This is a genomic window from Kribbella sp. NPDC055110, from assembly GCF_053607525.1.
In genome coordinates, this window is the sequence record NZ_JBSGTS010000007.1 from 38,587 (window position 1) to 62,235 (window position 23,649).

Annotated in this window: 23 protein-coding genes; 12 read left to right on the forward strand and 11 right to left on the reverse strand. The window is 68.6% G+C overall.

Annotation, left to right across the window (positions count from 1 at the left end):
• Positions 1-38 precede the first annotated feature (38 nt).
• The 4 genes from ACWF0M_RS13155 (at position 39) to ACWF0M_RS13170 (ending at position 4,388) form a co-directional block, all read left to right on the forward strand.
• A complete protein-coding gene (locus tag ACWF0M_RS13155) occupies positions 39-704 on the forward strand; it encodes a DUF4190 domain-containing protein (RefSeq protein WP_452235869.1) in 666 nt (221 codons plus the stop codon).
• Between the two features lie 28 nt (positions 705-732).
• Positions 733-1,692 (forward strand): DUF4190 domain-containing protein, encoded by a 960-nt coding sequence (locus tag ACWF0M_RS13160; RefSeq protein ID WP_452235870.1) that lies wholly within the window; start codon positions 733-735, stop codon positions 1,690-1,692.
• 117 nt (positions 1,693-1,809) lie between these two features.
• Positions 1,810-2,853, forward strand: coding sequence for a PSP1 domain-containing protein (locus tag ACWF0M_RS13165; protein WP_452236096.1), 1,044 nt, complete (start codon positions 1,810-1,812; stop codon positions 2,851-2,853).
• Positions 2,850-4,388, forward strand: coding sequence for an alpha/beta hydrolase (locus ACWF0M_RS13170; RefSeq protein WP_452235871.1), 1,539 nt, complete (start codon positions 2,850-2,852; stop codon positions 4,386-4,388). Before ACWF0M_RS13165 ends, ACWF0M_RS13170 begins: the two co-directional genes overlap by 4 nt.
• On the opposite strand, the gene ACWF0M_RS13175 is transcribed toward ACWF0M_RS13170, so the two are convergent.
• Entirely contained in the window at positions 4,385-5,014 is a 630-nt protein-coding gene (locus tag ACWF0M_RS13175; RefSeq protein ID WP_452235872.1) for a hypothetical protein, read from the reverse strand. The two genes, ACWF0M_RS13170 and ACWF0M_RS13175, sit on opposite strands and share 4 nt — an antisense overlap.
• 89 nt (positions 5,015-5,103) lie before the next feature.
• On the opposite strand from ACWF0M_RS13175, the gene ACWF0M_RS13180 reads away from it, so the two are divergent.
• The 4 genes from ACWF0M_RS13180 to ACWF0M_RS13195 all read left to right on the forward strand — a co-directional run bounded on the left by ACWF0M_RS13180 (position 5,104) and on the right by ACWF0M_RS13195 (position 8,981).
• The gene (locus tag ACWF0M_RS13180) at positions 5,104-5,442 is read left to right on the forward strand and encodes a sterol carrier family protein (RefSeq protein ID WP_452236097.1); all 339 of its coding nucleotides are present in this window, start codon (positions 5,104-5,106) and stop codon (positions 5,440-5,442) included.
• Between the two features lie 42 nt (positions 5,443-5,484).
• On the forward strand, positions 5,485-6,771 hold the full coding sequence (locus ACWF0M_RS13185; protein ID WP_452235873.1) for an MFS transporter: 1,287 nt from the start codon (positions 5,485-5,487) through the stop codon (positions 6,769-6,771).
• A gap of 13 nt (positions 6,772-6,784) precedes the next feature.
• On the forward strand, positions 6,785-7,759 hold the full coding sequence (locus ACWF0M_RS13190; RefSeq protein ID WP_452235874.1) for a hypothetical protein: 975 nt from the start codon (positions 6,785-6,787) through the stop codon (positions 7,757-7,759).
• A gap of 172 nt (positions 7,760-7,931) precedes the next feature.
• Entirely contained in the window at positions 7,932-8,981 is a 1,050-nt protein-coding gene (locus tag ACWF0M_RS13195; protein WP_452235875.1) for an MMPL family transporter, read from the forward strand.
• Here the strand turns inward: ACWF0M_RS13195 and pdxR are convergent.
• A complete protein-coding gene (gene pdxR, locus ACWF0M_RS13200) occupies positions 8,956-10,464 on the reverse strand; it encodes a MocR-like pyridoxine biosynthesis transcription factor PdxR (RefSeq protein WP_452235876.1) in 1,509 nt (502 codons plus the stop codon). The two genes, ACWF0M_RS13195 and pdxR, sit on opposite strands and share 26 nt — an antisense overlap.
• A gap of 28 nt (positions 10,465-10,492) precedes the next feature.
• Here pdxR and ACWF0M_RS13205 point away from each other — a divergent pair, with 28 nt between their 5' ends.
• The 3 genes from ACWF0M_RS13205 to ACWF0M_RS13215 are packed head-to-tail and all read left to right on the forward strand — an operon-like array spanning position 10,493 to position 12,968.
• Positions 10,493-11,299, forward strand: a complete 807-nt coding sequence (locus ACWF0M_RS13205; protein WP_452235877.1) for a methyltransferase — start codon at positions 10,493-10,495, stop codon at positions 11,297-11,299.
• Positions 11,296-11,457: a hypothetical protein gene (locus ACWF0M_RS13210; RefSeq protein ID WP_452235878.1), complete on the forward strand. Its 162-nt coding sequence runs from the start codon at positions 11,296-11,298 to the stop codon at positions 11,455-11,457. Before ACWF0M_RS13205 ends, ACWF0M_RS13210 begins: the two co-directional genes overlap by 4 nt.
• Before the next feature lie 20 nt (positions 11,458-11,477).
• The gene (locus ACWF0M_RS13215) at positions 11,478-12,968 is read left to right on the forward strand and encodes a CYTH and CHAD domain-containing protein (RefSeq protein WP_452235879.1); all 1,491 of its coding nucleotides are present in this window, start codon (positions 11,478-11,480) and stop codon (positions 12,966-12,968) included.
• Between the two features lie 163 nt (positions 12,969-13,131).
• Here ACWF0M_RS13215 and ACWF0M_RS13220 read toward each other — a convergent pair whose 3' ends face one another.
• The 8 genes from ACWF0M_RS13220 to ACWF0M_RS13255 all read right to left on the reverse strand — a co-directional run bounded on the left by ACWF0M_RS13220 (position 13,132) and on the right by ACWF0M_RS13255 (position 21,161).
• Positions 13,132-14,763, reverse strand: a complete 1,632-nt coding sequence (locus ACWF0M_RS13220; RefSeq protein ID WP_452236098.1) for a solute symporter family protein — start codon at positions 14,761-14,763, stop codon at positions 13,132-13,134.
• Positions 14,764-14,774: 11 nt separating this feature from the next.
• A complete protein-coding gene (locus ACWF0M_RS13225) occupies positions 14,775-15,107 on the reverse strand; it encodes a DUF485 domain-containing protein (RefSeq protein ID WP_452235880.1) in 333 nt (110 codons plus the stop codon).
• Between the two features lie 225 nt (positions 15,108-15,332).
• Complete coding sequence (locus ACWF0M_RS13230) at positions 15,333-16,877, reverse strand: sodium/solute symporter (RefSeq protein WP_452235881.1); 1,545 nt, start codon at positions 16,875-16,877, stop codon at positions 15,333-15,335.
• Positions 16,878-16,914: 37 nt separating this feature from the next.
• Positions 16,915-17,295, reverse strand: a complete 381-nt coding sequence (locus ACWF0M_RS13235) for a hypothetical protein (RefSeq protein ID WP_452235882.1) — start codon at positions 17,293-17,295, stop codon at positions 16,915-16,917.
• A gap of 1 nt (position 17,296) precedes the next feature.
• The gene (locus ACWF0M_RS13240; protein WP_452235883.1) at positions 17,297-18,040 is read right to left on the reverse strand and encodes a LytR/AlgR family response regulator transcription factor; all 744 of its coding nucleotides are present in this window, start codon (positions 18,038-18,040) and stop codon (positions 17,297-17,299) included.
• Positions 18,041-18,050: 10 nt separating this feature from the next.
• A complete protein-coding gene (locus ACWF0M_RS13245; RefSeq protein ID WP_452235884.1) occupies positions 18,051-19,181 on the reverse strand; it encodes a histidine kinase in 1,131 nt (376 codons plus the stop codon).
• A gap of 17 nt (positions 19,182-19,198) precedes the next feature.
• Complete coding sequence (locus tag ACWF0M_RS13250; protein WP_452235885.1) at positions 19,199-19,936, reverse strand: metallophosphoesterase family protein; 738 nt, start codon at positions 19,934-19,936, stop codon at positions 19,199-19,201.
• Between the two features lie 55 nt (positions 19,937-19,991).
• The gene (locus ACWF0M_RS13255) at positions 19,992-21,161 is read right to left on the reverse strand and encodes a hypothetical protein (RefSeq protein WP_452235886.1); all 1,170 of its coding nucleotides are present in this window, start codon (positions 21,159-21,161) and stop codon (positions 19,992-19,994) included.
• A 123-nt stretch (positions 21,162-21,284) separates the two neighbouring features.
• Here ACWF0M_RS13255 and ACWF0M_RS13260 point away from each other — a divergent pair, with 123 nt between their 5' ends.
• Positions 21,285-22,700: a serine/threonine-protein kinase gene (locus ACWF0M_RS13260; protein ID WP_452235887.1), complete on the forward strand. Its 1,416-nt coding sequence runs from the start codon at positions 21,285-21,287 to the stop codon at positions 22,698-22,700.
• Here the strand turns inward: ACWF0M_RS13260 and ACWF0M_RS13265 are convergent.
• Positions 22,697-23,632 (reverse strand): hypothetical protein, encoded by a 936-nt coding sequence (locus ACWF0M_RS13265; protein WP_452235888.1) that lies wholly within the window; start codon positions 23,630-23,632, stop codon positions 22,697-22,699. The genes ACWF0M_RS13260 and ACWF0M_RS13265 overlap by 4 nt on opposite strands.
• Positions 23,633-23,649 lie beyond the last annotated feature (17 nt).

Below are 23,649 nucleotides of genomic sequence, written 5' to 3' on the forward strand. Positions count from 1 at the left end.
GGCCGCTCAGCCTCACCTTGCCCGCGAAACGGACCCAGATGACCCAGCCGCCCTCCCCGATCCAGCCTGTGCGGCCGTCGCTGCCGTCGGCTGAGTCCTGGTTGGAGGGCGTCCCGACGCCGAAGGGCCGGCAGAACGGGTACGCCGTCGCCGCGTTCGCGACCAGCCTGCCCGGGCTCGTGCCGATCGCGGTCGTGCTGGCCGCGGTGGCGCTGCGGCGGATCAAGCGGGCCGGCGGGAGCGGGAAACGGCTCGCGTACGGCGCCTTGGCGGTGTCGCTGTGCTGGGTGATCGCGATCGGCGTCGCGGTCACGCTCAACCTGGTCGGCGAGCACCGGCGCGGGATCGGCCGAACCGTGTCGATCTCGCAGGTGGAGGTTGGCCGCTGCTTCGACGCGGACCTGGAGGCCGCGACGCTGCGGCTGGTACGGATCGCGAACTGCGCCGCGGCGCACACCGGGGAGGCGTACGCGAAGGTGCAGGCCGCGTTGGTCGGGTTGTCGACCGCTCAGACCGGGACCGTCGCGACACAGCAGTGCGCCGGCGCGTTCGTCGAGTTCGTGGGGACGCCGTACGAACGGTCCGAGCTGGACATGTACTACGTCGTACTCGAGGACCGCGCAGTTGCTGACGGCAACGTCCTGTGCCTGGTCGGCATGCCCGGGACCCATCTGACGGGTACGATGCGCGGATCACAGCGGTAATGCCCGCGGGGGATTCAGTGGGGGTAGCGTGACTCAGCCACCGTACGGCCCGGAGCCGGAACGACCACACGACCGGCCACAGGACCGGCCGCACGATCCGACGCGGGTGTTCCCGTCGTACGGGCGGCCGGAGCAGCCGCAGGCGCCTGGGGGTTCTGGTGCGCCGTGGGCTGCGCCTGGGCAGCCGTCGTACGGGGCGCAGCAGTCGCCGTACGGCCAGCCGGGGTCCGGGCAGGCACCGGGCGGTCAGGCGTACGGGCAGGGATACGGGCAGGGGCAGTATCCGTCGGCGTACGGGCAGGCGCCGGGGCCGTACGGGAACGGATATGGGTACGGCGGTTACGGGTACAGCGGCTCCGGTGGGACGAACGGGCTGGCGACCGCGGCACTCGTCACGGGGCTCGGCGGGTTCGTCATCGGGGTGTCTGCACCGGTGGCCATCGGGCTCGGGATTGCGGCGCTGGTGCAGATCAAGCGCAGCCGGCAAGAGGGCAAGGGGATGGCGATCGCCGGACTGGTGATGGGCTCCCTGGTGACGCTCGGCTACACGCTGCTGATCGTGCTCGTGGTCGCGCTCGGTTCGTCCGACAACAACGACAGCGGACCGGATCCGGTGGTGTCGAACTCCGGCCCGACCACGTACGTCGACGAACTGTCCGTCGGCGAATGCTTCGACCAGGGCAGCCAAGACGACGAGGTCGTTCGGCAGCCCTGTCCGGACGCGCATGACGCCGAGGTCGTCGGGATCGTCACGATTCCCGGTACGACGTACCCGGGTGACAGCGCCATCAACAAGGCGGCTGACCGTGCGTGCGCTCCGGTGTTCGGCACGTATGTCGGGAAGTCGCGCGACCAGTCCGAGCTGTACCTGGACTGGTGGACACCCAGCAAGGGGGCATGGGACGACGGCGATCACCGGGTCGTGTGCGCAGCGTTCGGCCCCGACGACAACAAACTCACCGGCAGCGTGAAGAACAGCCACCGGTAGGGGCGTAGCCGGCGCGCCGGGGGTGGTGGACAGGTTATTTCCTGGGTAGCGCGACCACTTCCTGTGCAACGCCCGTACACGTTCCTGCCCAGCGCCCCGTACTCTGACGGCGTGGGCATGGTGATGGCGGTGTCGTTCGAGCGGTACGGGCGGCTTTACTACCTTGATCCGGGGGAGTTTCGGCCTCGGGTGGGGGAGAAGGTGCTCGTGCCTACCGACGACGGGCCTGAGGTGGCGGAGTGTGTTTGGGCGCCTCAGTATGTGACCGAGGACGTCGGTGGGCTGCCGTTGTGCGCGGGGATCGCGACCGCCACGGACCTGGACCGGGACGAGCAGAACCGGCAGCGGCGGGCGGACGCGCGGGTGATCGCCAAGCGGACGATCCGGGAGCACGACCTGCCGATGAAGGTGGTCGGGATCGATTTCGTCGACCGGCGCCCGGACATCGACCAGTTGGTGATCGTGTACTTCTCGGCGCCGCACCGGGTCGATTTCCGTGAGCTCGTCCGGGACCTTGCGCGGGCGCTGCGGGCGCGGATCGAGCTGCGGCAGGTCGGTGCCCGCGACGAGGCGCGGCTGCAGGGCGGTATCGGGCCGTGCGGGCGGGACCTGTGCTGCGCGACGTTCCTGAAGGACTTCGAGCCCGTCAGCGTGCGGATGGCGAAGGACCAGGATCTGCCGCTGAACCCGTTGAAGATCTCCGGCGCGTGCGGCCGGCTGATGTGCTGCCTGAAGTACGAGCACCCGCTGTACCAGGAGTTCAACGCGAAGGCTCCGGCGCTCGGGACCGCGGTGGAGACCCCCGCGGGTGATGGAGTGGTGGTCGGGCACAACGTGCCGAGCGACACCGTCGTCGTTCGGCTGGCGGCGAGTGGCCGGCGATGCGCGTGCAGCCGGGCGGACGTCTGCTCGCCGCGGCAGCAGTACGAGGCCTCCGGTACGACGACCCCGGACGCGGCACCCGTCGTACCGGAAACGAGTGCCGTACCGGAGCAGACCGTCGTACCCGAGCAGGCCGTCGTACTCGAGCAGGCCTTCGTACCCGAGGAAGCCGTCGTACCCGAGGAAGCTGAGCAGACCGCCCGTGCGGAGCGGCGGGCGCGGAAACCACGCCGCCGGCGCCGCCTGCACCACGACGACGAGGGAGAAACCGCGCAGTGAGATTCCGCAGGTCGACCGTACTGGTGGCAACTCTGGCGGTGCTCGCGAGCGGATGTGGGGTAGCGAGTCGTGCGCAGGACGCCGGCAGCGGTACGGCGCCCGGCGTCGGCAGCAACCCGCCGAGCGGACCGGTGGGCCCGATCCCGGCGGGGCTGGAGAAATTCTACCAGCAGCAGCCGGACTGGGAGAGCTGCGGCACCAGCCAGCAATGCGCGACCATCGAGGTCCCGCTCGACTACGCCAAGCCGACCGGTCAGACCATTGAGCTGCGCGCCCGGAAGGTGCTCGCCAAGGATAGCGGCGGTCGGATCGGCACGCTGTTCATCAACCCGGGCGGCCCCGGCGCCTCCGGGCAGGACTTCGCCGCGCAGGCGCCGATGCTGTTCGGGTCGTCGCTGCTGCGGAAGTTCGACATCATCGGCTGGGACCCGCGCGGTGTCGGCGAATCCACTCCGGTGAAGTGCCTGGACACCGCGCAGCTGGACGCGATGATCGCCGCGGACGGGAGCCCGGACACTCCCGCCGAGATCGCCGACATCGAGAAGCAGTCCAAGGTCTTCGCGGCCGGCTGCAAGCAGCGCTCCGGCGAGCTCCTGCCGCATGTGAACACCAAGGACGCCGCCCGCGACATCGACGTACTGCGTGGCATCGTCGGGGACCCGCAGCTGTACTACCTGGGGATGTCGTACGGCACCTTCCTCGGTGCGACGTACGCCGAGCTGTTCCCGAAGAACGTCGGCCGCCTGGTGCTGGACGGCGCCGTCGACCCGTCGATCTCGTCCCAGGAGATGGGGATGGCGCAGGCGAAGGGGTTCGACAAGGCGCTGGATGCGTTCGCGGAGGACTGTGCGCAGCGCTCCTGCAAGCTCGGCAGCAGCAAGAACGAAGTACTGGCCAAGGTCGACCAGCTGATCAAGAACAGCGACGCGCACCCGCTGTCGGGCGACGGGCAGCGCGAGGTCACGCAGGCCCTGGTCATCCTCGGCCTGGTCTACCCGCTGTACCTGAAGGAGTTCTGGCCGCGCCTCGAGGACGCCGTCGTCGACGGGCTCGCCGGGAACGGCTCCCGGCTGCTCGCGATGGCCGACGAGTACACCGACCGCAAGCCGTCCGGGTACTCCGACAACGCGAACGAGGTCCAGATCGCGGTCAACTGTTCCGACCGGCCGGACGCCACCTCGATCGCGCAGATCCAGGCGGAGGTGCCGGAGTTCAAGGCGGCGTCACCGCGGTTCGGCGAGTTCCTCGCCTGGTCGTCGGCGTCCTGCGTCAACTGGCCGGTGAAGCCGACGGACAAGCCGCACGCGATCAAGGCGGCCGGTTCGAAGCCGATCATGGTTCTCGGTACGACGCGCGACCCGGCCACGCCGTACGAGTGGGCGGTCGGCCTGGCGCACCAGCTCGAGAACGGCATCCTCGTCACCCGGGACGGCGACGGCCACACGGCGTACCTGTCGGGCAACGCGTGCGTGAAGAACGTCGTGGAGAGCTACCTCGTGCAGGGCAACACACCGGCTGCCGACATCAAGTGCTAGTTGGGGCGGGTGTCGCCCGGGTTGACCGGGAGCTTCAGCGTGTCGGTGGCCTGCTGGAGGACGGCGCGCAGTCCGGCCTCGTCCTGCGGGCGGCCGCCGACGGTGATCTCGACCGCTGACGTCTTGCCGCTGTCGAGCGAGACCCAGCGCGACAGACCCATCCGGGGACCGCGGGCCTTGTCGACGTACGTGTAGATCAGCGTGCCGTTGTCGCGGCTGAGCACCTTCAGGTCGCGCTCGTCGATGCTGCGCTCACGGTTCGCGACCAGCTGGTCCGGGGTCTGCTTGCTGCCGCGCGTGTCGAACCGGATCTGCCAGACGCCGGTCGAGTCGACGAATTTCGGGCGGGTGCCGCTCTGGGCGCTCTTCCACCCGCTCGGGACCTCGGACGACACCGGGTCGCCGTCGGTGCCGAAGTTCTGTACGACGTACTGCAGCCCGTCGGCCTGCAACCCGTCGCCGCGGCTCGGGGTGCTGGACGGCGACGGACTCACGATCCCCACCGGCGTGTCATGGGCGGTGAACGGATTGCCGCCGTTCACTGCGACGACCGTGCCGAACACGGCGACGCCGACGGTCATTCCCGCCAGCGTCATCAGCAGCGCCTGGTGCCTGGGCGTGAGCATCCCGACCTCGCTTCCCTCTCTCCCGCCTGATTATCGCTGACGAGAGGGGCGTCACCGCAAACTGCCGCGTACGCTGGCACGTCGTGGAGATGTCCGACCCCGCGTTCCGGCAGGCCTTGCAACGCTACGACGACGGTACGGCGGAACGCGCCGACCTGAAACTGCTCACCAAGGAACTGTTGCAACGCCTGGTCGCGAAAGCCCCCGGCCACGCGGTGGAGGTACGGGTCCCGCCGTACGGCGCGGTGCAGTGCATCGAAGGCCCGCGACATACCCGCGGTACGCCGGGCGCGGTCATCGAGATGCCGCCGGACCTGTGGATCGACGTGGCGCTCGGCCGCACCACCTGGCCCGACGCGCGCATGACCGGCAAACTCCGCGCCAGCGGCGAACGCACCGACCTCTCCGCCCTGCTGCCCCTGATCTGAAACAGGTTCGTCGGGGCCGGTCGGACCCGTCAGTATGGCTCGGTGGCAGCAAGTCTGAGCGCGCAGCTGGCCCGGTTGCGCGTCGATCTGACTCCGTGGCGTGGTTCCCGCGACTTCCGCATCCTGCTGGTCGCCGGGTCGGTGTTCTTCCTCGGCGGCATGGTCGGGTACGTCGCCCTGCCGTACAAGCTCTACCAGCTCACCGGATCGAACTTCGCGGTCGGCGCGATGGGCCTGGTGACGATCGTCCCGCTGGTCGTGTTCGGCCTGTACGGCGGTGCGCTCGCCGACCACGTCGAACGCCGTACACTGCTCGTCGCCACCGGCCTCGCGCAGGTCGTGATCTCCGCGATGATGGTCGCGAACACGCTGCTCCCGCATCCGCAGGTCTGGCTGATCTACGTCTGCGGCGCGCTGAACGCGGTTGCCACGTCGCTGCAGCGGCCTTCGCGGGAAGCGCTCCTTCCGCGGGTGGTGAAGCACGACGAGATCCCGGCCGCAGTCGCGTTGAGCTCGCTGACCTCGCAGATCGGTCAGCTCGCCGGTCCGGCCGTGGGCGGTGTGCTGGTCGGGTCGGTCGGCGTGACCTGGGCGTTCTCGGTCGAGCTGGCCGGCATCGTGTTCGCGACGCTGCTCTACGCCCGGCTCGGTTCGTACCGCGCCGGCGAGCAGTCCACGGCGCCGAGTCTGCGGGCGATCGGCGGCGGAATCGTCTACGCGTTCCGGCGCAAGGACCTGTTGGCGACGTACCTGGTCGACATGGTCGGGATGTTCCTCGCGATGCCGATCGTGCTGTTCCCGGCGTTCGCGACGGACATCCTCAAGGAACCGAAGCTGCTCGGCCTGCTGTACAGCGCGGAGGCGATCGGGGCGATGTGCGCCAGCCTGACCAGCGGCTGGGCGAAACACGTCCACCACCAGGGCCGGGCGGTGGTGCTGGCCACGATCGGCTGGGGCGCCGCGGTCGGGATCGCCGGGCTGGCGCCGAACATCTGGTTCGCGATCGCGTTCTTCGCGGTGGCCGGCGCGGCCGACATGGTGTCGGTGCTGTTCCGCTCGGTGATCTGGAACCAGACGATCCCCGACGAGATGCGCGGCCGGCTGGCCGGGATCGAGATGCTCGGCTACTCGCTCGGCCCGCTCGGCGGACAGGCCCGCTCCGGGCTCGTCGCCGACCTCACCACGGTGCGGACCGCGATCGTCAGCGGTGGCGTGCTCTGCGTCGCCGGCGTGGTCGCCACGTCCGTCTGGCTGCGCGAGTTCTGGCAGTACGACGCCCGTACCGACGAACACGCGGTCCGCGAAAGGGAGCTCCGGTCTGCGGGTTAAGGTGCCTGTCATCATGCGTATCCGCCCGGTAGTAACCGCCTCCGCGCTGACCGTCGTACTGCTCGCGGGCTGTGGTGGTCCCGCGGACGAGAAGGCGCCGAACGTGCCGCCGCTGGTGTCGACCGGTACGCCGCCGACCTCGGAAACCCCTTCTGCGACGCCTTCGGTGACACCGTCCGAGACGTCCAAGGTCGCCGACACCGTGTGCGTGCGGATGGACGCCACCTTGGTGCAGACCGCGCTCGCGGTGCCGGTCGCGAACATCCAGCCCAAGGCGCCACCGGCCGAGATCGACATCCCGACGTACGACGTCTGTCAGTTCACGCTCAGCACCAGCCCGAACGGACCGGTGCTGCGGGTCGGGGTCTCGGTGCTCCCGGCCACGCCGGCGACGTTGGCTGCGACTCAGAAGGCGTACAACGCGCATCCACGCGAGCCTGCTCTGCCTGCCAAGATCGGCCAGGGCGGGTACGGCACGAGTACGTTCCTGGTGTTCCTGCTGGGCGGCAAGCTGTACAAGTTGTCCGGACCGAAGGCGACCCTCGCGAAGTACGTCGCGCTCGGTCAGGAGGTCGTCCGGCAGGCTCCCGGCCAGCCGGACGCCGATCGGCTGATCACGCGCTCGGACTGTGACCGCGCCACGGCGGCGGCCGAGAAGGTGCTGGGTGCACCGGCGATGGCCCGGCGCGACGGTGAGACTCTCGCCGGCGACCTGGTCTGCGGCTGGGTGACCTCGACGAGTGCGCTCTCGACGTCAGTGCGCCGAGAGGCAGACGCCAAGGCGCTGATGGCCCCGATCCGCAAGGCCGCCACCTCGCAGTCGATCCCGCTCGGTGACGAGGGGTACGTCGACACCGCCACCGGCCGTACGACGATCCGCGTCGGCGACGACAAGATCGTCGACCTGGTCCCGCTCCCGGCCCGCAAGCTCAACCCGGACCTGATGACCCAGTTCGCGCTCGCGATCGCCCCGCGCTACACCCGCTGAGACGCGCTACCTGCGATCTGGTCGCAGGTGTCAGGGTGACCGCGCGCAAACAGGTTCTAGCTCGGTTCGAGTGGGGTTATGTAGCCGACCAGGGCCTGATTGAGTTCCGTGATCCACCGTTCGCGGTGGGTGGCGGGGGTCGTGACGATGGTGCCGAGCGGTTCGTCCCGCGGTGACCGGCTCCGGCTCGGGCCGCTGGGCAGCGCTCGCGACCGCGGTGATGCGCCGCCCGGCACTCATCGGCGGCGCCGTCCTCGCGCTGACCTTGGTGCTCTCGGCACCCGCCTTGGGCCTGCGCCTGGGCCTGCCGGACGCGCGGATCCTCCCCGCGGACGCGAGCAGCCGGATCATGGCGGACCAGGTGCGCGAGAACTTCGGCCAGGAGGAGTCCGATGCCCTGTACGTCGTGATGCCCGAGATCACCGATCCGGCGCGACTGGCGCCGTACGCGAAGACCCTTGGGCAACTGGACGGGGTGGCGCAGGTCGACACCTACGTCCGCAACGGCGGGGCGTACCTGACTGTCATCCCGACCGACGAGGTGCTCCAGGGCAACGTCGGGCACCTCGTCGAACAGGTCCGCGCGGCCGAGGCGCCGTACCCGGCGATGATCGGTGGTTCGCCGGCCGAGATGTCGGACTGGCGTGCGGCGCTCACCGAACGGATCCCGCTGGTGCTCGGGTTGATCCTGCTGCTCAGCGTGCTCGTCCTGTACGTCGCGACCGGCAGTGTGCTGCTGCCGTTGAAGGCGACCGTGCTGAACCTGCTCAGCCTCTCGGTGATGTTCGGCGTCGTGGTGTGGGTGTTCCAGCACGGCAACCTGTCCGGGCCACTCGGCTTCACCGCGACCGGGGTACTGGAGGCGAGTATGCCGACCCTCATGTTCTGCATCGTGTACGGACTGTCGATGGATTACGAGGTGTTCATCGTGTCGCGGATCCGGGAGGAGTACTTGCGGACCGGGGACACCGAGCAGGCGGTGGCGACCGGGCTGCAGCGATCGGCGCCTTTGGTCACGAGCGCGGCCGCCGTACTGGCGCTGTCGTTCGCGGTCTATGCGACCGGCGGGGTCGTGTACCTGAAGATGATCGGGATCGGGATGGCCGTCGCGGTGCTCGTGGACGCGACGGCGATCCGGGGCATCCTGTTGCCCGCGTTCATGAAGCTTGCCGGGCGGGCGAACTGGTGGAGTCCGATCAGCCGACCTTCGCGATCGTGGTGATGGCCTCGGTGATTTCGGTGGGGGTGCGGGCGGCGTAGCCGAGGACTAGGCCGGGAGCGTGCGGGAGTTGGCAGTGCCAGGAGAGCGGGTGAGTTTTGACGCCGGCTTCGAGGGCGGCTGCGGCCAGTTCGGTGTCGTCTCCGTCTTCGAAGGTGATGGTGAGGTGCAGGCCGGCGGCGGCGCCGTGGATGGTTGCGGTGGGCAAATGGTTGCGGATCGCGGTGACCATCGCGTCGCGGCGGATGCGGTGGCGGCGGCGGAGGAAGCGGAGTTGGCGCTCGAGTTCGCCGGACTCCATCAGAGCGGCGAGAGTGAGCTGCGGGAGGCCCGCGTTGCCGAGGTCCGCGAGACGCTTACGGGCGATCAGTTCTTCCTTGTACTGCGGGGGCGCGAGCATCCAGCCGATCCGCAGCGCGGGGGCGAGCAGCTTGGAAATGCTGCCGGCGTAGATGACCTGGTCGGGCAGCATCGAGCGAAGCGCCGGGACAGGAGGTCGGTCGTACCGGTGCTCGGCGTCGTAGTCGTCCTCGATGATCAGTCCGCCGTCCGTCGCCCACTGGATCAGCTCGCGACGACGTTCGCCGTCCAGTACGACGCCGGTCGGGAAGTGGTGCGCCGGTGTCACCATCACCGCGCTCACGCCGGAATCCCGCAGTACGTCGACCTGCAGCCCGCGATCGTCGACGGGGATCGGCGGGGTCCGCATGCCCCAGTTCTGCAGGTGCTGACGGGAGCCGAGCGAGCCGGGGTCCTCGACCGCGATCTCGTGGATGCCGTGCCGCTCGAGCATCTGAGCCACGAGTCCGATCGCCTGAGCCACGCCGGCCACGATGATCAGGTCGTCCGGGTCCGCGGCGATCCCTCGGTACTGCGCCAGCCACGCCGCGACCGCGCGTCGCAACGTCGGCGTACCCGCGGGATCGCCGTACCCGAACTCCACCGACTCCAGGTCTCCGAGCACCGCACGCTCCGCGCGCAGCCAGGCGCTCCGCGGAAACGCCGCCAAGTCCGGCACGCCCGGTGTCAGATCGATCCGCGCCGGGGCCGCCCGCAGATTGTCGAAGATCTCGTCACCCAGGTTTGCATAACGACAGGAGGTAGTCGCCGGTTTCTCCTCTTCTGGAGGCGCGCCAGGCGGGCGGGGACGTATGCGTAGATGACTACGTCCTGTCGTTCGGTTCGCGCTGATCGCCGCGGCGACGACGATGGTTCCGCGGCGGCCGTGGGTGGAGACGTGGCCGTCCTCGGTGAGTCGCTGGTACGACTCGGTGACCACGCCGCGGGACAGGCCCAGGTCGGTCGCGAGGGTGCGGGTCGCGGGGAGGCGGGTGCCGACCGGGAGGTGACCGGTCGAGATCGCCGTCCGGAGGCGGTCGGTGAGCCAGTCCGCGAGACCGCCGGCGGGCGCTTCGGCCGGGTCGAGCTGGAGGAAGTCCGCTCCGCCATTGGACCTGCCACTTATTGCCGGATTGGACCTGTTCACAGGACCATTGTGGCGCGACCTTGGATGTATGGGAACCGACTACGTCCACGGCTACACCCCGGCGGAGACCCACCGGCTGTCCGACCAGGCCGGCACGCTCGCCGACCTGCTGCACGGCGGCACCACGTACCCACCCGGCAGCCGCGTGCTGGAGGCCGGCTGCGGGGTCGGAGCACAGACGGTCCAACTGGTCACGCGAAGCCCCGGCATCGACCTGCTCTCGATCGACATCTCCGAAGCGTCGCTCGCCCAGGCCAAGTCCCGGGTCGCCGACCACGCGCCGGACGCGACGGTGGACTGGCGGCACGCGGACCTCCACGACCTGGCCGACTCGCCTGAGAAGTTCGACCACGTCTTCGTCTGCTTCGTCCTCGAGCATCTGCCCGACCCTGTTGCCGCGCTCACCGGACTCCGGGAGCTCCTCAACCCCGGCGGCACCATCACCGTGATCGAGGGCGACCATGAGTCCGCCTTCTTTCACCCCCGCAGCGCGCAGGCCCAAGCCGTCATCGACTGCCTCGTCGACCTGCAGGCTGCTGCGGGCGGTGACTCGCTGATCGGGCGGCGGCTCCAGCCGTTGCTCGAGCAGGCCGGGTACGACGACGTACAGATCGGACCGCGCACCGTGTACGCGGACCAGAGCCTCCCGCATCTCGTCGACGGCTTCACCCGCAAGACCTTCATCGCGATGGTCGAGTCCGTCTGCGACCGCGCGATCGCCGCCGGGCTGCGGACCGAGGCCGAGTGGACCGCGGGCATCCGCGACCTCGAGAAGTCCGCCGCGGCCGGCGGCACCTTCCACTACACGTTCTTCAAAGGAGTGGGTAGGACATGATCGCCTTCCTCGTCCTGATCGGATTGATCTGCTGGGCCCTCGATCGCAACCGGCGTCGGCAGATCCGGCCGACGATCGGCGGCTGCACCGACCGCGATCTGCAACGGCTGGTCGCAGATCTGAGGGCGCAGGGGTGCGGTCCCGGGCCCAGTTCATGAACGCCTGGTAAACAATAGGTATGCCCCCGACTGAGCAGCTCGAGATCGAGACGAAGTACGACGTCGACGCGAGCCTGGCTCTGCCGGCGCTGCACGAGCTGCCCGGGGTCGCGAGTGTCGCGCAGCCGGTCGAACTCGATCTGGAGGCGGTGTACTACGACACCGCTGGCCTCGACCTGGCCGCTCACAAGGTGACGCTTCGCCGACGGACCGGTGGCGAGGACGACGGGTGGCACGTGAAGTTCCCGGCATCGTCCGGTGGACGGCTCGAGGTCCACCATCCGCTCGGCCGGTCGGTGCGCAACGTGCCGATCGCCGTCGTCCGGACGGTCCGCGTGCATGTCCGCGACCAGCAGTTGGCACCGGTCGTGACACTGCAGACCCGGCGTATCGTCCATCGGTTGCTCGACGCGGACGGCGGTGTCCTCGCGGAGCTCGCCGACGACCACGTGACCGCGACGGTCGCGGGCGGCGAGCCGGAGACCTGGCGGGAGTGGGAGGTCGAGCTGGTCGACGGCGAGCGCCTGCTGCTCGAGGACGCGGATGAGTTGCTGCGGGCCGCGGGCGCCCGTCCGGCGAGCGGTCCGAGCAAGCTCGCGCGGGCGCTCGGCGATCGCGTTCCGGCGTACGACGAATGGGCCTTGCCGAAGAAGCCGCGGACGTCGGACGTGTTCCGCGCGTACGCCGGCGCGCAGGTGCGGGCGATCCACGAACGGGACCCCGAGGTGCGCCGGGACGTCCCGGACGCGATCCACAAGTTCCGGGTCGCGACACGGCGGCTGAGGTCGGCGCTGGCGACGTACCGTCCGGTGATCGATCGCGCGGCCGGCGACGTGTTGCGGGCCGAGCTGAAGTGGCTGGCCGGTGAGCTCGGTGCCGCTCGGGACGCGGAGGTGCAGCGCGAACACTTCGCGGCCGAGGTCGCGGAGCAGCCGGTCGAGCTCGTGATCGGGCGCGTCGCGGGGCGGATCGACGATCATCTGCGGCGGGTCTACAAGGACGGGCGCGCGGGGGCGCTGGCCGCGTTGGAGAGTGCGCGGTACTTCCAGCTGCTCGATGCGCTCGACGAACTGGTCGCGAAGCCGCCCGTGACCGGGGACGACCGGAAGGCGAGCAAGCAGCTCGGCGAACTCCTCGACCACGACTACCGGCGGATGCACAAGGCGGTACGCCGTTCGCAGCAGGCCGAGACTGTGGCGGAACAGGACCACGAGCTGCACGAAGTACGAAAGTCGTCCAAGCGACTGCGGTACGCCGCGGAGTCCGCCGTACCCATCCTGTCCGACGACGCCGTCGAGCTGGCCGCCCGCGCCGAACAGGTCCAGGAAATCCTCGGCGAACACCAGGACTCGGTCGTCTCCCGCGACCTCCTCCACCACCTGGCCCTGGAGGTCTACGCCGAAGGCGGCAACCCCTTCACCTACGGCCGCCTCCACGCAGTGGAAGAAGCCCGCGGCAACATCTCCCGCGAAGCGTTCTACAAACTCTGGCCCACCCTCACATTCCACTGAGCCTTTCCGGAACATTTCTGGCACCAGGTGACTGATTTGTTCCGGAAAGGTCGGGTGGACGTGCGAGACGGACCCGGCGGGAGGGTGCCGGGCCCGTCTCGGGGGGCGGGGGTGGGGCTGCCAGGCAGGACCGCGTCGATTCAGCAGGGCCTGCCTGACAGGTCTAGTGCTTCACCGCCTTCTCGGCGCCGGCGCCGGTCAGGGAGCGGACCTCCATTTCGGCGAAGCGGTCGATGTCGACCTGCTCCTTGCTGGTGATCGTGCCGAGCCAGCCGAGCAGGAACGCCAGCGGGATCGAGACGATGCCGGGGTTGTCCAGCGGGAACAGGTGGAAGTCGATCCCGGTGTCGGTGATCATCGACAGGCTCTTGTGCGTCTTGGCGTCCACTTTGCCGGAGACGACCGGGCTGAAGACGATCAGGATGATCGTCGAGGCCAGACCGCCGTAGATGCTCCACAGGGCGCCGCGGGTGTTGAAGCGCCGCCAGAACAGCGAATAAAGGATCGTCGGCAGGTTCGCACTCGCCGCGACCGCGAACGCGAGCGCGACCAGGAACGCGATGTTCTGCCCGTTCGCGAAGATGCCGCCGATGATCGCGACGATGCCGATCACGACCGCGGTGTACCGCGCCACCCGGACCTCGCCGTCGCCGCTGATCTGGCCCTTCTTGATGATCTGGCCGTAGATGTCGTGCGCGAACGACGTACTCGCGGTGATGGTCAGACCCGCCACCACGGCCAGGATCGTCGCGAACGCGACCGCCGAGATCACCCCGAGCAGCACCTCGCCGCCGAGTTCGAAGGCGAGCAGCGGTGCGGCCGAGTTGGCCTTGCCGGGTGCGGCCTTGATGCGGTCCGGTCCGACGATCGCGGCAGCGCCGTACCCGAGGACCAGCGTGAACAGGTAGAAGATGCCGATGATCCAGATCGCCCAGCTGACGCTGCGCCGCGCCTCCTTGGAGTCCGGCACCGTGTAGAACCGCATCAGCACGTGCGGCAGGCCGGCGGTGCCGAGCACCAGGGCGAGCGCGAGCGAGATGAAGTCCAGCTTGGTGACACCGGTGACGCCGTACTGCAGGCCCGGGCTGAGCAGCTTCTCGCCGGCCGCCGGGCTCTTGTCGACGGCTGCACCGAGCAGTCCGGACAGGTTGAAGGTGTACTTCGCCAGCACCCAGATCGTCATGATTCCGGCGCCGATGACCAGCAGCACGGCCTTGACGATCTGCACCCAGGTGGTGCCCTTCATGCCGCCGACGAGCACGTAGGTGATCATCAGGATGCCGACCACCGCGATCACGATGCTCTGCCCGGCCCGGTGACTCACCCCGAGCAGCAGGGCGACGAGACCCCCGGCGCCTGCCATCTGCGCCAGCAGGTAGAAGAAGCAGACGCCGAGGGTCGAGATCGCGGCCGCCATCCGGACCGGCCGCTGCTTGAGCCGGAACGACAGTACGTCGGCCATCGTGAAGCGGCCGGTGTTCCGTAGGAGCTCGGCAACTAGTAGCAATGCAACTAGCCACGCGACCAGGAAGCCGATCGAGTACAGGAAGCCGTCGTAACCGTTCACCGCGATCGCGCCGGCGATCCCCAGGAACGACGCGGCGGACAGGTAGTCGCCGGAGATCGCGATGCCGTTCTGCGGGCCGGTGAACGACCGGCCGCCGGCGTAGAAGTCGGCCGCCGTCTTGTTGTTGCGGGAGGCCCGGAACACGATCGCCAGGGTGGCGACCACGAACAGCGCGAAGATGATGATGTTGACGGTCGGGTTTCCGATGTCCGTTGCCAGTGGCAACATCAGCGGGGCGGTCACTGCGGTTCTCCCTCGATCTGGTGGCGCAGCTTCGCGGCATCGGGGTCGAGCCGGCGGTCGGCCCAGCGGACGTAGGTCAGCGTGATCGCGAACGTCGACACGAACTGGCCGAGGCCGAACAGCAGGGCGACGGTGATGTTGCCGCCGACCTTGTGCGACATGAACCCGTGCGCGTAGTCGGCGAGCAGGACGTAGACGAAGTACCAGACCAGGAACAGCGCGGTCATCGGGAACACGAAGCGCCGGAACCGGCGACGCAGCTCGGAGAAGTCCGGTGACAACTGGACCTCCCGGTACGTCGTCAGGTCGCCATCGCGCGTATCACTCATCGCGAGACCTCCAAAGAGGGATCGAGCCGGGCGGATTGAAGCCGGCGAGGTTGCTGGCTCGTACTGTGGCCTGGGTCACGGCACTCCCGACAGCACCGGCGCGCACCGGTCGCTCAGCGGAGCACACCAGTCGCTCGGTGGATCACTCAAGTGCGGTGAACGGTAGGAATCGCGCGACGAACGGCGGACGCCCAGCACTCACCAACCAGCGGCTCGCGATGCCCGCTAGGCGTGACGTGCGTGTCGCGCGGCGCTCGTCGAGCGGTTGGTGAGTGGCGCAGGTCCGCGATCCACATCGACCGCTTCCGGGGTGTGCAGCCGGACCATGCTGCGGGCGGTGCCGGCCGGGATGCGGTCCGGGGTGAGCTTGGAGACCACGATGACGGTGAGGAACGCGAGTGGCATCGTCCATGCGGCGGGCTGGCCGACGAGCGCCCGGGGCCAGCCGCCCTGCGGTGCGCCGGACACGTTCACGAGCGCTGCTGCACTGGCCGCGATCCCGCCGACGACCAGGCCGGCCGCGGCGCCGGTCGTCGACATCCGCCGCCACCAGATCCCCAGCACCAGCAGGGGACAGAACGTCGACGCGGCCACCGCGAACGCGAGTCCGACGGTGTCGGCGAGGCTCAGCGCGCCGGTCACCGTGAACGCCAGGTACGGCACGATCATCGCGATCAACGCTGCGATCCGGAAGCTGTTCACCGCCACGTAGTCACCACCGGTCCACCGGTGCAATCGGCTCCGCAAAAGGTCCTGGTCGATCACCCCGGCGATCGCGACGGTCAGCCCCGACGACGTCGACAGGAACGCCGCGAACGCCCCCGCCGCGACCAATGCACCGAGCAGATCCCCTGTAGTACCAGGGAAAACTCGGCCAGGCAGCTCGAGTACGACGGTGTCCCCGCCCGTGCTCACCAGGTCGGGCGCGAACGTCCGCCCGAGTACGGCGTACATCGGTGGGAAGAGGTAGAACAACCCGAGCAGTGCCAGGACGACGACCGTGGTACGCCGGGCCGCGCGGCCGTCGGGGTTCGTGTAGAAGCGGACCAGGACGTGCGGCAGCCCCATCGTCCCGAAACAAAGGGCCAAGAGCAACGAATAGGTCGCGTACAACGGGTGGTCGCGACCGCCCGCGCGGGACAGCGGCTCGGCCCATTCCGCGGCTGCTCCGTGCAGCGAGTCGAGGACGCCGACGGGCTGGTGCCAGACGAGCAGGATGACGAAGATCGGCGTCGCCAGCGCGGTCAGCTTGAGCCAGTACTGGAAGGCCTGCACGAACGTGATCGACCGCATCCCGCCCGCGGCCACGTTGATCACCACGATCACCGCGACGATCATCGCGCCCACCTGCGGCGGTGCGCCTGTGACGGTCTGGACGGCGAGGCCGGCGCCGTGCAGTTGCGGTAGCAGGTAGAGCGTCCCGATACCGACGACGAGGCCGGCGCAGATCCGTCGTACGACGGGGGACTCGAAGCGGGTCTCGGCGAAGTCGGGCAGCGTGTACGCACCCGACCGGCGCAGGGGAGCGGCGACCAGGACCAGCAGCATCAGGTAGCCGACGGTGTAGCCGACCGAGAACCACAGCATGTCGGCGCCGTTCACCAGTACGAGTCCGGCGACGCCGAGGAACGACGCTGCGGACAGGTACTCACCGCTGATCGCCGACGCGTTCCAGCGTGGGGTCACCGCGCGGCTGGCGACGTAGAAGTCACTGGTGGTCCGCGAGATCCGCAGACCGAACAGCCCGATCCCGATCGTTGCCAAGACCACCAAACCGATAGCAGTCAGGCTGAGCGCCGGCGACACGCTATTGCCGCCCTACGAACTCGGTGAACTCTGTCTCGATCCGCTCGGCGTTGCGGACGTAGATGCGCGCGGCGACGTACACCACCGGGTACACCAGGATGCCGAGGATCACCCAGGGCAGTGGCAGGCCCAGTACGGACAGCGTGCGGGTCGGAGGGACCAGCCAGAACAGCAGGGGGATGCTGCCGAGCACGAGCACCACACTGCCGATGACGGCCAGCGTGAGCCGTAGCTGGGACTGGATCAGCGACTGCATGTAGACCTGGCCGAGGCGGGTCTGCTCGTCGATCTCGCGCGTACCGGTGGGCATGATCGGACGCCGGGCTGCGCTGGTTCGCGGGCTGGTGACGCGGACCCGGCGTGGTCCTTCCGGCGTACTCATGTCATCTCAGTGACGTCGAACGGACCAGGAGGTCGCGGAGCTCGCGCGTGTGCCGCCGACTGACCGGGAGCCAGTCGTCACCGACTCGGACCGCGCAGCGGCCACCGTCCACCCGCATCTCGTCCACGTGCTGCAGAGCGACCAGTGTGCTGCGGTGGATCCGGGTGAAGCCTGCGTCGCGCCAGCGTTCCTCCAGCGTGCTGAGCGGGACGCGGACCAGGTGCGAGTTCTGGCCGGTGTGCAGGCGGGCGTAGTCGCCCTGCGCTTCGACGTACCGGACCGTGGAGCGCTGGACGAACCTGGTGACGCCGGCGAGCTCCACCGCGATCACCTCGTCGTCCGTCTCCTCCGGTGACGGCAGTGCGGGCGGTGCGCCCTGGGTCAGCACGCGCTGGATCGCCTGCGACAGGCGTTCCGGGCGGACCGGCTTCATCACGTAGTCGGTGGCCTCCAGTTCGAACGCCGCCACCGCGTGCTCGTCGTACGCCGTGACGAAAACGATCTGCGGCCGGCTCGCGAACTTGGACAGCACCTTGGCCAGGTCGATGCCGTCCAGCCCGGGCATCTTGATGTCGCAGAACACCACGTCCAGGTCGCTGGCCTGCAGGATCTTCAGCGCGTCCGGTCCGTTGGAGGCCCTCCTGATCTCACCGATCCGCGGGTCCTGTTCCAGCAGATACACCAGTTCTTCCAGGGCAGGCTCCTCGTCATCCGCAACCAGCGCACGCAGGGGAGAGTCGGCCATAAGGCGAACACTACGGCGACGCATGCACTCCTGAGGAGTATTTGGGGATCCGGAAGGTCACCTTGGTTCCGGCGTCCACAGCGGTCTCCACGACCAGGCCGTACGTGTCGCCGTACACCTGCCGCAGCCGGGCGTCGACGTTGCCGAGACCCACCGAGTCACTACCAGACTCACCGGACAGGGCCGCCCGGATTACCTCCGGGTCGCTGCCGGCGCCGTCGTCCTCGACGCTGATCTCCGCCTCGTTGATCCGGTCGCGCGCGCGGATCGTGATGTTGCCGACTCCCGTCGTACCCTCCAGGCCGTGGCGTACGGCGTTCTCCACCAGGGGCTGGACGACCAGAAACGGGATGACCACCGGCAGCACCTCAGGAGCGATCTGCAACGACACCTTGAGCCTGTCGCCGAAGCGGGCCTGCTCCAGCACCAGGTAGCGCTCTACGTTGCGTAGCTCGTCCGCCAGCGTGGTGTACTCGCCGCCACGCCGCAGGGCGTAGCGGGAGAAGTCTGCGAACTCCAGGAGCAGCTCACGCGCCCGCTCTGGGTCAGTGCGTACGAACGAGGCTATGGCCGCTAGAGCGTTGTAGATGAAGTGCGGGCTGATCTGGGCGCGTAGTGCGCGCAGCTCCGCCTCCATGGCCCGCGTGCGCTCCTTGTTGAGCTCCGCGAGCTCTACCTGACCAGAGACCCACCTGGCGACCTCCTCGGTCGCTCTGACGAGTGCTGCGGAGGTGTTGTTGCTGTACGCGACCAGTACGGCGACCACGCGCTCCTCGGTGACGATCGGTGCGACGACCGCCGTACGGATCGGGCATTGCGGGTCGCCGCATGCCACGTCATGTGCGCCGAGTACCGCCGTACGGCCGGAGCGGAGGGTCGGTGCGGCGAGGTCTTTGGCGTCGCGGCGGTGGTTGCTTTCGTACGGTCCACCTACGCCGTCCCACGCCAGTACGCCGGAGGAGTCGCAGATCGCGATGGCCGCCGTACCCAGGAGGTCTCTCAAATGGCGGCTGGCCTTGCCGGCCGCGGCAGGTGTCAGGCCCTCGCGCAAATGCGGGCTGGCCAACGAGGCGGTATGCAGGGTCGCATACGTCGCCTTGTCGGCCGGAGTCCCGAAATGCTTCCGCCGCCGCGCGAACACCCCCTGACGGTAACCGCTCAGCCTTCTGCGCGCGGCCTGAACGCCTCCAGCGCCTCCGTGTCGGAGTAGTTGTGCAGCAGGTACTCAGCAACCCATTCAGTACGGCCCGGGTACGTCGACTCGCTCTCGATCCTGGCTGCTGCTTTGGTCGCGTCAAGCGGTGCACGACGCAGTTGTACGCCGTCCTCGGTCAAGAGCGCCCAGCTCGGACCAGGAGCGCCGTACGGCATCCCGACGCTGCCGGCGTTCACCACCAGCCGCCGATCGACCTGCCGGGCGAACGGCATGTGCGTGTGCCCGCAGACGACCGTCCTGACCTCATCCGGCAGGCCCTCGAACACCTGCGCCCACCGGGAGATGGGGCTGTCCACCAGCACCATCTCCTCGTCGTCGCGCGGAGTGGCGTGACAGAACAACACGTCCCCGATCGTCACCGTCGTGGGCAGCCCAGCCAGGAGCTCAACCTGGTCCGCCCGCAACTGCCCAGCAGCCCACGGGCTCACTGCATCCGGCGGCACACCGGCGTACATCCCCCGAGCCATCTCCACGAGCTCCCGGTCCGCGTTACCGCGCACCCACACCACCCGCTCGCCCAGCGCCCTCAACAAATCCAACGTCTCCACCGGCTGCGGCCCACTCGCAATATCCCCCGCCAACACAACCAGGTCGGCCGCCCGCACGTCAGGCTCGTTTAGCACCGCCTCCAGAGCAGGCAACACCCCATGAACATCAGCGAGAACAGCAACCGTGGTCATGCCCGCAGTCTGCTCCAGAACCCCAGCAAACCCAGGCCAATCTGCTCCAAGCAGATCAGGCGCCGATCAGCAGCTGGCCCTTGGCGAGCGGAGTAGCGAGCTCGCAGGCGCCCGTGGAGATGGTGCAGCGCACGATTGACGCCGGAGTCTGGTCGCCGGTGTCGGCGAGCAGCAGGATGTGCTGGTCGTCCTCGGGGACCGCCTGCCGGAAGACTCCGGACCATTCGTGCAGCAGGCTGCCGTTCTTCGCGTCCAGGACCGCCGCGATGCCGTCGCCGTACCCGTCCTGGTACTTCGACCCTGCGATGACTGTGGCACCGTCCGGTGTGAAGCCGGTGATCAGGTAGTCACAGGTGCGCCACAGGCGCTTGCCGGCCGGGACGGTGAGGAGGCTGCTGCAGCTGCTCTGGTCCGAGAGCGTGGTCAGCGAACCCGCCGTACCTGCCCCAGACACCGCCAGCGCCTTCGGGATGCTCTTGAGCAACGTGGCCTTCGACTCGCCGGGCGTCCACTCGTACAGCGCGGAGGCCCCGTCCTGCGTGGGGGAGGCGTCGAAGTAGACCTTGCCGTCGACGTACGCCTCCAGCGTGGTGTTCCAGATATCCGGAACGGTGATCTTCTGGACGCCCTGCGCCTCGGCCTGCTCGGCATAGATGGTCGCACCGGCGGTCTGCTCACCGGTGTCCTTCAGCTTCGTGCCGGCGTACGCCGCTGCGCTGCCGTCGTCTGTGGTGACGATCTGGGTGACGTCCGGCGTTCGTTGGGTGACGTTGCCTTGGCTGTCGAGGGTTAGCATCTCGTTGCCGAAACCCTTGGTGACCACGGCGAGCGACGAACTGCCCAGCCGCGCGACCTCCTGGATGTCGGTGGTGCCGGGGACCTTGACGTCCTCGCCGGCGCCGCCGCGGATCGTCCGGCCGCTCAGGTACGTGATCTGCGGGGTGCGGCCCGGGGTGAGCTTCTTCAGGTCGATCTTCGTCTTCACGGGACCGGCCGACGTGGTCGACGGCTTGGACGAAGGGGTCCCAGTCGAGGTCGGCTTGACCGTGGGGGTGCTTTTCGTCGGGGTGCTCGGGGCCGGGGATGGGGAGCTCGACAGGGGTGCGGCGTCGGCTTCCGCGTTGGCCTGCGGGCCCTGGCGGTATGCGAGGGCTCCGCCGCCCGTGATGGCGGCGACGGCAACAGCTGCGACGAGGGCGACCAGGCGGCCGTTCTGCACTCGCATCGGCGATCTCCTCAACACTTCACGGTCAGTTCGGCATCCCGCTGTCGCAGATGTGACGCCGGAAAATACCGCTTTGTTCACTCCAGCGAACCGGTCGCAGAACGGATCGAGCATAATTACGCCATGGACCAGCCACCGCGGATCGGCCGGTACTCCCTGGTCCGCCGGGTGGGTGCCGGGGGTTTCGCGACCGTTTGGCTGGCGCGCGACGAGCAGCTGGACGCCGAGGTCGCGGTCAAGATCCTGTCCGAGAACTGGGTCGAGGACGAGGACGTCCGTCGGCGTTTCCTGGCCGAGGGCAGGTTCCTGCGCAAGGTCGACTCGCTGTACGTCGTCGGCGTGCACGACATCGGCGAGGCCGACGACGGCCGCCCGTTCATGGTCCTCACCTACGCCGACGGCGGCACGCTCGCGGACCGGATCAAGGCCGGCCCGCTCGAGTTCGGCGAGGCGGTCCGGATCATCACGCAGGTCGGTCGCGGCCTGAAGCACCTGCACGCCCGCGGCGTCCTGCACCGCGACGTGAAGCCGGCCAACGTCCTGTTCCGCACCGATCCGAACGGCGATCGCGCGATGCTGTCCGACCTCGGTCTGGGCAAGTCGCTCGCCGAGGTCTCCCGCATCACGATGCCCGGCGGCACCCCGGCGTACGTCGCTCCCGAACAGGTGATGGGTGAACGGCTGGACCACCGCGCCGACCTGTACTCGCTCGGTGCGGTCGCGTACGCCGCCTTCACCGGCCAGGCGCCGCATGGTGTGGCTAGCCTCGGTGCGGTGATGCAGATCGAGGCGCCACCGCCCTCGATGACCACACTGCGCGAAGACGTGACGGATGCGGTCGATGTCGTCGTACGGCGTGCTCTCGAGCCGGACCGGGACAAGCGCTGGCCGGACCTCGACAGCTTCCTCAATGCACTGCGGGAGGCGCACTCCACGGGCAAGATCCCTGCGGGGCTGGTACCGGCCGCAGAGATGCCTGCACCGAGTCCTACGACCGCTCCGGTCGACCAGGCGACCGCACTGGCCAGTGCCGGCCAGTCCACCGTTGCTGCGAAGCCGGAGCGTCGCAGGCGGGCAGGTGTCTTCACAGCACTCGCTGCAGTGGTGCTGGCAGCAGGCGGCGGGTACGGCGGCTACCAGTACGTCCTGACCCGCCCGGTGAAGGTGGAGAACCAGAACCTGTCAGTACAGGTCCCGCGTCTCTGGAAACAGAAGGCTGTCGACGACGGGAAGTCGCTCGTGGTCAGCACGAACACCTCCAACTGGCAGACCGATCCGAACACCGAAGGCGTCTATGTAGGCCTGGTGGACGCCACTCAACTGCCGACGACTGCCTCCCCGCCGGCCGGCTGCACCGGAGGCACCGACCCGGAGACGACCGAGAACACCGTCACCTTCAGGTACAGCTGCAACAACGTGCCGACTGTTCTGGAGCAGTACAAGGTGGTGGACACCACGCACCTGCTCCGGGTGCAGGTGCGTGACGACAACCCGACTACGCGTCAAGCAGTAGTGGACTCGGCGACGTACAAGTCCTAAGGCACCAGGGACGTCAGGGACGAGATGGTGGCCTTGTGCATGCGGGGGATGACGTTCAACGTGGCGGGATCCGACGCGTAGAGGTAGGACCCGGACTCGTAGACCAGGTACGCGGTGCCGTTGTACTCCGTGATGCCCTCGGTCATGCTCGGTGCGCGGAAGCAGCTCAGGGCCGCCGCGTCCAGGTCCTTCTGGCCGCGCTTCACCACGTAGATGTTGCTGCGGTTCCCACGCCCGTACGACGTGCTGTAGATGAAGTGGTTCGCGGTGACCGTCAGCCCCTGCGTCTTCGTCGGGACCTCCCAGGCGCCGGCCAGTGTGGTCAGCGTGCCGTCGTCCGCGATCTTGTACTCGTACATGGTCCCGCGGCCGGTCTCGTTGAACGTCCCGGAGAACAACGAGTCCCCGTAGCTCCCGATGAACGACGATCCGGCCACGTCGCGCGCCGTACCGACCTGCGCGAGGTACGGCGTACCTGCGGCCTTCAACGCATCGCGCAACTCCGTCAGCCGGTACTTGCGGATGCTGCTGCCCTGGCCGGCCACGAACGCCCAGCCCTTGCTCACGGTGATCCCACCGACATGGGACTCGGCGATCGCGACCACGCCGACCGTCGAGCCGGTGGACGGATCGATGCCGTAGATCTGCGAGTCGGCACCGTCTCGGTACGCCGCGATCAGGATCAGGTTCTTGCCGGAGCCGTCCCAGTCGTACCAGGTGCCGGCGCCTTGCGGGGTGTGCGTGCTGAGGTTGGGGATGCTCGCGCTGTTGCTGAACCGGGCGTCGTACTTGTAGGACGCGGACGGTCCGTCGTAGAACGTCGAACCGCCGCTGGTCGAGGTGTCGCAACTGATCGCGGCGTGCGCGGGCAGAGCGCTCGTGAGGGCGGCAGCTGTGGTGATGAGTGCGGTCGAGATGGCAAGAATGCGCATGGTGACCTCCGGAGGTT

Bases quoted from the DNA above. Each gene is read 5' to 3' on its own strand.
- ACWF0M_RS13210 (WP_452235878.1), top strand. From the start codon at position 11,296: ATGATCGCCTTCCTCGTCCTGATCGGATTGATCTGCTGGGCCCTCGAT.
- ACWF0M_RS13255 (WP_452235886.1), bottom strand. From the start codon at position 21,161: ATGCGAGTGCAGAACGGCCGCCTGGTCGCCCTCGTCGCAGCTGTTGCC.
- ACWF0M_RS13165 (WP_452236096.1), top strand. From the start codon at position 1,810: ATGGTGATGGCGGTGTCGTTCGAGCGGTACGGGCGGCTTTACTACCTT.
- ACWF0M_RS13225 (WP_452235880.1), bottom strand. From the start codon at position 15,107: ATGAGTGATACGCGCGATGGCGACCTGACGACGTACCGGGAGGTCCAG.
- ACWF0M_RS13265 (WP_452235888.1), bottom strand. From the start codon at position 23,632: ATGCGCATTCTTGCCATCTCGACCGCACTCATCACCACAGCTGCCGCC.
- ACWF0M_RS13175 (WP_452235872.1), bottom strand. From the start codon at position 5,014: ATGCTCACGCCCAGGCACCAGGCGCTGCTGATGACGCTGGCGGGAATG.
- ACWF0M_RS13215 (WP_452235879.1), top strand. From the start codon at position 11,478: ATGCCCCCGACTGAGCAGCTCGAGATCGAGACGAAGTACGACGTCGAC.
- ACWF0M_RS13260 (WP_452235887.1), top strand. From the start codon at position 21,285: ATGGACCAGCCACCGCGGATCGGCCGGTACTCCCTGGTCCGCCGGGTG.
- ACWF0M_RS13240 (WP_452235883.1), bottom strand. From the start codon at position 18,040: ATGGCCGACTCTCCCCTGCGTGCGCTGGTTGCGGATGACGAGGAGCCT.
- ACWF0M_RS13205 (WP_452235877.1), top strand. From the start codon at position 10,493: ATGGGAACCGACTACGTCCACGGCTACACCCCGGCGGAGACCCACCGG.
- ACWF0M_RS13250 (WP_452235885.1), bottom strand. From the start codon at position 19,936: ATGACCACGGTTGCTGTTCTCGCTGATGTTCATGGGGTGTTGCCTGCT.
- ACWF0M_RS13155 (WP_452235869.1), top strand. From the start codon at position 39: ATGACCCAGCCGCCCTCCCCGATCCAGCCTGTGCGGCCGTCGCTGCCG.
- ACWF0M_RS13220 (WP_452236098.1), bottom strand. From the start codon at position 14,763: ATGTTGCCACTGGCAACGGACATCGGAAACCCGACCGTCAACATCATC.
- ACWF0M_RS13180 (WP_452236097.1), top strand. From the start codon at position 5,104: ATGTCCGACCCCGCGTTCCGGCAGGCCTTGCAACGCTACGACGACGGT.
- ACWF0M_RS13235 (WP_452235882.1), bottom strand. From the start codon at position 17,295: ATGAGTACGCCGGAAGGACCACGCCGGGTCCGCGTCACCAGCCCGCGA.
- ACWF0M_RS13190 (WP_452235874.1), top strand. From the start codon at position 6,785: ATGCGTATCCGCCCGGTAGTAACCGCCTCCGCGCTGACCGTCGTACTG.